This window comes from Falsiroseomonas sp. RANM36, from assembly GCF_056682175.1.
Genome location: NZ_JBWXTD010000005.1, coordinates 215,490 through 220,945 on the forward strand (window position 1 = coordinate 215,490; position 5,456 = coordinate 220,945).

General features: G+C 72.9%; 5 protein-coding genes. 3 read left to right on the plus strand and 2 right to left on the minus strand.

Annotated features, from left to right (window positions below; genetic code table 11):
- The 3 genes from AC1MIR_RS18960 to AC1MIR_RS18970 form a co-directional block, all read left to right on the plus strand.
- On the plus strand, positions 1-1,184 hold a 1,184-nt coding region (locus AC1MIR_RS18960), incomplete at its 5' end, for an MATE family efflux transporter (protein WP_480029747.1).
- A gap of 8 nt (positions 1,185-1,192) precedes the next feature.
- Positions 1,193-1,627, plus strand: coding sequence for a hotdog fold thioesterase (locus AC1MIR_RS18965; RefSeq protein ID WP_480029748.1), 435 nt, complete (start codon positions 1,193-1,195; stop codon positions 1,625-1,627).
- A gap of 70 nt (positions 1,628-1,697) precedes the next feature.
- Positions 1,698-2,699, plus strand: coding sequence for an asparaginase (locus AC1MIR_RS18970; RefSeq protein WP_480029749.1), 1,002 nt, complete (start codon positions 1,698-1,700; stop codon positions 2,697-2,699).
- 9 nt (positions 2,700-2,708) lie between these two features.
- On the opposite strand, the gene AC1MIR_RS18975 is transcribed toward AC1MIR_RS18970, so the two are convergent.
- Complete coding sequence (locus tag AC1MIR_RS18975; RefSeq protein ID WP_480029750.1) at positions 2,709-3,551, minus strand: cell envelope integrity EipB family protein; 843 nt, start codon at positions 3,549-3,551, stop codon at positions 2,709-2,711.
- A 26-nt stretch (positions 3,552-3,577) separates the two neighbouring features.
- Positions 3,578-5,456: aspartate--tRNA ligase (aspS, locus tag AC1MIR_RS18980; protein WP_480029751.1), on the minus strand; the 1,879-nt coding region annotated here is incomplete at its 5' end.

The following is a 5,456-nucleotide window of genomic DNA, read 5'->3' on the forward strand; positions in this document are numbered from 1 at the left end:
GGCGAGTGGGGGGTGGTGTGGGGCATGGCCGCGGGGGGGGGGGCGGGGGCTGGGGGGGGGGCTGGGGGGGCGCCGCCCGCGGGGCCTTCGGGGCCGGCGCCGCGGCGACTGTGCCCACCTGGCTGCTGCTGTGGCAGGCCGAGGCGCTGCTGCTGGCCTTGGGGCAGGAGCCGGCGCTCGCCGTCCTGGCGGGCGACTATGTGCGCGCGCTGATGTGGGGCATGCCCTGCTTCTGCGCCTTCGTCGCGCTGCGCGGCTTCCTCGCCGCCGAGCAGCGGCCCCGCGCGGCGCTTGTGGTCTCCTGCTTCGGCATCCTGCTGAACATCCCGCTGAACCTCTGGCTGATCCATGGCGGGCTGGGCGTGCCGGCGCTCGGCGTGGTCGGCGCCGGCATCGCCTCCTCGCTCTGCAACCTCGCGTTGCTCGCGGGGCTGCTGCTGCTGATCGCGCGCGACCGGCATCTGCGGCGCTTCCGCATCCTCGGCCGCTGGTGGCGCTTCGATGCGTCGCGGCTGAAGGAGACGGTGGCGATTGGCCTGCCCATCGCCGGCGCCATGCTGCTGGAGATCGGCGTCTTCGCCTTCGCCGCGATCGTGATGGGCTGGATGGGCGCTTTGGCGGTGGCGGCGCATGCCATCGCGGTGCAGCTGGCCTCGGCGACCTTCATGGTGCCCATGGGCATCGGCCAGGCGGCGACCGCGCGCGTCGGGCTCGCGACCGGCGCCGGCGACCGCGCCGCGGCCGAGCGCGCGGGCTGGGTGGCGCTGGCGCTCGGCGCCGGCTTCATGGCGTTCGCGGCGGTCCTGCTGATCCTGTTCGGCGGCCGGATCGCCTGGGGTTTCCTGGACGCCGCCAATCCCGGCGCGGCGGAGACCGCGACGCTCGCCGCTTCGCTGCTGGTCGTGGCGGGGCTGTTCCAGCTGGCCGATGGCGTGCAGGCCGTGGCCTCCGGCGCGCTGCGCGGGCTGAAGGACACCCGCGTGCCGATGCTGCTGGCCGGCTTCGGCTATTGGGTGGCGGGGCTGCCGCTCGGGCTGCTTCTCGCCTTCCCCGGCGGGCTCGGCCCGGTCGGGGTCTGGATCGGCCTGGCTTTCGGGCTGTTCCTGGTGGCGGCGCTGATGACCTGGCGCTGGCGGGCGCTTTCGGATGCGGCACGCTTGACGCGGCGCCCGCGCCCCGCGTGACTGGCGCCATGACGGCGATCTGGCAGCGGCATCCCGGCCTCGACGCAATCAATGCGCGCCTCGCGCGCGGCGCCGCGGGCGTCTTCGGCATCACGGTCACGGCGCTGCTGCCCGATGCGCTGCAGGCCGAGATGCCGGTGGAGGCACGGCACCTGCAGCCGATGGGCGCGCTGCATGGCGGCGTCTCGGTGGTGCTGGCGGAGACGCTCGGCACGCTCGGCTGCATCCTGACGCTGCCGGAGGATCGCCGCGCGGTGGGGCTCGAGGTGAACGCCAACCACATGGCGGGCGTCGCGCCCGGCCAGGTGGTGACCGCGCTGTGCCGCCCGCTGCATCTGGGCCGCACGACGCAGGTCTGGCAGACGGAGATCCGGCGCGCGGACGGCAAGCTGGCCTGCGTCTCGCGCCTGACCTGCGCGGTGATCGAGGGGGGCATCACATGAGTGGAGAGCCCCATGCGATCGCCGGAGTGCGCAGCGGCGGAACGACGCGAGCAGCGGAGGCGTGAATCGCATGGGCAAACCAAAGGTCGCGGTGATCGGCACGGGCGGCACCATCGCCAGCCAGGGCCGCGGGCCGCTCGACACGCAGGACTACGCCTCCTCCGGCCGGCCGATCCTGACGGCCGACCAGCTCGTCGCCGGCGTGCCGGCGCTGGCCGAGGTGGCGCAGGTGATCCCGGTCCCCTTCGCCAACATCCCCTCCACCGCGATCGGCTGGACGGAATGGCGCGCGCTGCTGGCCTGCATCGCGGAGACCAAGGCGGCGCATCCGGACCTCGCCGGCATCGTCGTCACCCACGGCACGGCGACGCTGGAGGAGACGGCCTATTTCCTCTCGCTGACGCTGCCGGACGCGATGCCGGTGGTGATCACCGGCGCGCAGCGCCCCTTCACCGCGCTCTCCTCCGACGCGCCGATGAACCTGGTGGATGCGGTGCGCGTCGCCGGCGATCCGCAGGCGCGTGGCCTCGGCGTGCTCGTGGTGCTGAACGACGAGGTGCATGCGGCGCGCGAGGTGACGAAGACCTCGACGGGCCGGCTGCAGACCTTCCGCAGCCCCGATCTCGGCGCGCTCGGCCATGTGGATGCGGACCGCGTCAGCCTGTGGCGCCGCCCGGCGCGGCTGCTGCCGCTGGCCGAGCATTTCGACGTGACGGCGATCGAGACGCCGCCGCGCGTGGACGTGACCTATTCGGTGGCGGGCGGCGACGGCATCGCGGTGCGCGCCTTCCTCGAGGCCGGCGCGCAGGGGATCGTCGCGGCGGCCTTCGCGCCCGGCTTCACCACGCCGACCGAGCGCGCGGCGCTGGGAGAGGCGATCGCGGCGGGCTGCATCGTGGTGCTGTCCTCCCGCGCCGGCTCCGGCCGCGCCTTCCCGACGCGTCGCTATGGCGAGCAGGGCTTCGTCAGCGCCGACAACCTCAACCCGCAGAAGGCGCGGGTGCTGCTGATGCTGGCGCTGACGCGCAGCCGCGACCGCGCCGTGATCGCGGAGATCTTTGCGCGCGCGTGAGCGCGGGTCTCAGCACCCGCCGGGCAGCGGCTGCAGTTCCAGCAGGTGGCCGGTGACGGAGAACTCGCCGAAATCCATCACGATCTCGTCCGCCACGCCGTTCTCGAAATAGCGCAGCCCGACCTCGTATTCCGGCTGGCTCGCGCCGCTGCCGCCGGCACCCCGCTCGAAGAAGGCGATGCGGATGCGCGCGGAGGAGAGGTCGGCCAGCATCGGGAAGCGTGCCGGCGCCTGCGGCGGGGTCCAGGCCGAGATGATCGTCGTGGTGTCCTGCGCGCCTTCGTCGGTCGTGCCGTCGAAGAGCGGCGCGGCGAGGATGCGACGCCCGGCGCGCGCCGCCTCGATCGAGAGCACGGTGTGGCGCGTCGGCAGGATGGTGCCGGCGGGCAGGTCCTCGGTGCGGCCGGCGGGCTCCGTGAAGGTGATGCGGCCGCTGCCGTCGGGCTGCAGCGCCGCGTCGCCGGCCACGCGCTGGCTGACCGCGCCCTCGGTGCTCTGCGTCAGGGAGAAGCGCAGGCTGGAATTGTCCTTCGCCTCATAGGTCGCGTAGTCGGAGATGGTCTCGATCTCCCGCCCGTCGCGGTCCACGATGGTCATCGTCATCCGCTGGCGCGTCGCCCAGCCCTCGCAGGCATCGGCCACGTCGAAGACCATGGCGCCGCGTACCCCGGTGATGCCGGAGCCGCGCGCCTCGCCGAGATCGAGGCGATAGGCGGCGCGATGCGCGGCCATCCGCTTGATCCCCGCCTCCATCGCCTCCGCGCTGACGCCGTGGCTCGGCCCTGCCGCCTCCGGCGGCGCGGCGAGGAGGACGACGGCGGCGGCGGCGATCAGGGCGTGGCGCACGGACATGGCGGCTCCTTGGGCTGCGGCGAGACTTAGGAAGCCTTCGGGCCGGCTGCACCCTTGGCGGGGGGAAGATCGATCCGGATGGAGAGTTCCTTGAGGCGCGCCGGTTCCACGGTGGAGGGCGAGCCCATCATCAGCTCCTCGCCCTGCTGGTTCATCGGGAACAGGTTCACCTCGCGCAGGTTCGGCTCCTCGGCCAGCAGCATCACGATGCGGTCGATGCCGGCGGCCATGCCGCCGTGGGGCGGGGCGCCGTAGCGGAAGGCGTTCAGCATGCCGCCGAAGCGTTCCTCCACCGCCTCGGGCGGGTAGCCGGCCAGGCCGAAGGCCTTCACCATGATCTCGGCCTTGTGGTTCCGGATCGCGCCGGAGGCCATCTCGTGGCCGTTGCAGACCACGTCGTACTGATAGGCCGGGATGGTCAGCGGGTCCTTGGTCTCCAGCGCCTCCATCTCGCCCTGCGGCATCGAGAAGGGGTTGTGGCTGAAATCCACCTGCCCCGTCTCCTCGTTCAATTCGTAGAACGGGAAGTCGGTGATCCAGCAGAAGCGGAAGGCGTCCTTCTCGGTCAGGCCCAGCTCGTTGCCGAGGCGGAGCCGCGTCTGGCCGGCGAATTTCGCGGCATCCGCCTCCTTGCCGGCGGCGAAGAACACCGCGTCGCCGGGCTTCAGGCCGCAGGCCGCGCGGATCGCCTCGGCGCGATCGGCTTCCAGGTTGCGCGCGATCGGGCCCTTCGGGCCGTCCCCGTCGAAGGTGATGTAGCCGAGGCCTCCGGCGCCCTGCTCGCGCGCCCATTCATTGAGCTTGTCAAAGAAGCTGCGCGGGTTGGCGCCGGCGCCCGGCGCGGGAATCGCCCGCACGACACCGCCAGAGGCGGCGATCTTCGCAAACAACCCGAAGCCTGACCCGGAAAAGTGCTGCGTCACGTCGCGGATCACCAGCGGGTTGCGCAGGTCCGGCTTGTCCGAGCCGTAGTCCAGCATCGCCTGGGCATAGGGGATGCGGCGCCAGGGCGTGCCGTCGGTGCCGTCCACCGGCCGGCTGCCTGCGAATTCCTCGAAGCAGCCGCGGATCACCGGCTCCATCGTGCGGAACACGTCGTCCTGGGTGACGAAGCTCATCTCCACGTCGAGCTGGTAGAACATCAGCGTCCGGTCGGCGCGGCCGGCCTCGTCGCGGAAGCAGGGGGCGATCTGGAAGTAGCGGTCGAAGCCCGCGACCATGGTCAGCTGCTTGTACTGCTGCGGCGCCTGGGGCAGGGCGTAGAACTTGCCGGGATGCAGGCGTGCCGGCACCAGGAAGTCGCGCGCGCCTTCCGGGCTGCTAACCGTCAGGATCGGGGTCTGGAACTCGTTGAATCCGGCCGCGATCATGCGGCGGCGGATGCTGTCGATGATCTGCGCGCGCAGGATCATGTTGCGCTGCAGCCGCTCCCGCCGCAGGTCCAGGAAGCGGTAGCGCAGGCGCAGCTCCTCCGGCGCCTCCTGCTCCTGCGCCACCTGGAAGGGCAGGATTTCGGCGGCGGATTGCAGGACCAGCGCCGCCACCCGCAGCTCGACCGCGCCCGTCGGCAGCTTCTCGTTCACCGTGCCCGGCTCGCGGTCCACCACCTCCCCGGTCACGGTGATGACGCTTTCCGGGCGCAGCCGGTCGGCGGCGTCGAAGACCGGGGAGCCCGAGGGGATCACGCATTGCGTGATGCCGTAATGGTCGCGCAGGTCGATGAAGAGCAGGCCGCCATGGTCGCGCTTGCGGTGCACCCAGCCGGAAAGCCGGGCGGTCTGGCCGGCGTTGGGGGGGGGGGGGGCGCCCCCCCGGGGGGGGGGGGGGGGGGGGGGGGGGGGGGGGGGGGGGGGGGGGGGGGGGGGGGGGCGCCCCCCCCCCCCCGGCGGGGGGCGGGCCCCCCCC

What these genes read in the sequence shown, in the direction of transcription:
- AC1MIR_RS18965 (WP_480029748.1), top strand. Translation starts at nt 1,193, where the DNA reads ATGACGGCGATCTGGCAGCGGCATCCCGGCCTCGACGCAATCAATGCG.
- AC1MIR_RS18970 (WP_480029749.1), top strand. Translation starts at nt 1,698, where the DNA reads ATGGGCAAACCAAAGGTCGCGGTGATCGGCACGGGCGGCACCATCGCC.
- AC1MIR_RS18975 (WP_480029750.1), bottom strand. Translation starts at nt 3,551, where the DNA reads ATGTCCGTGCGCCACGCCCTGATCGCCGCCGCCGCCGTCGTCCTCCTC.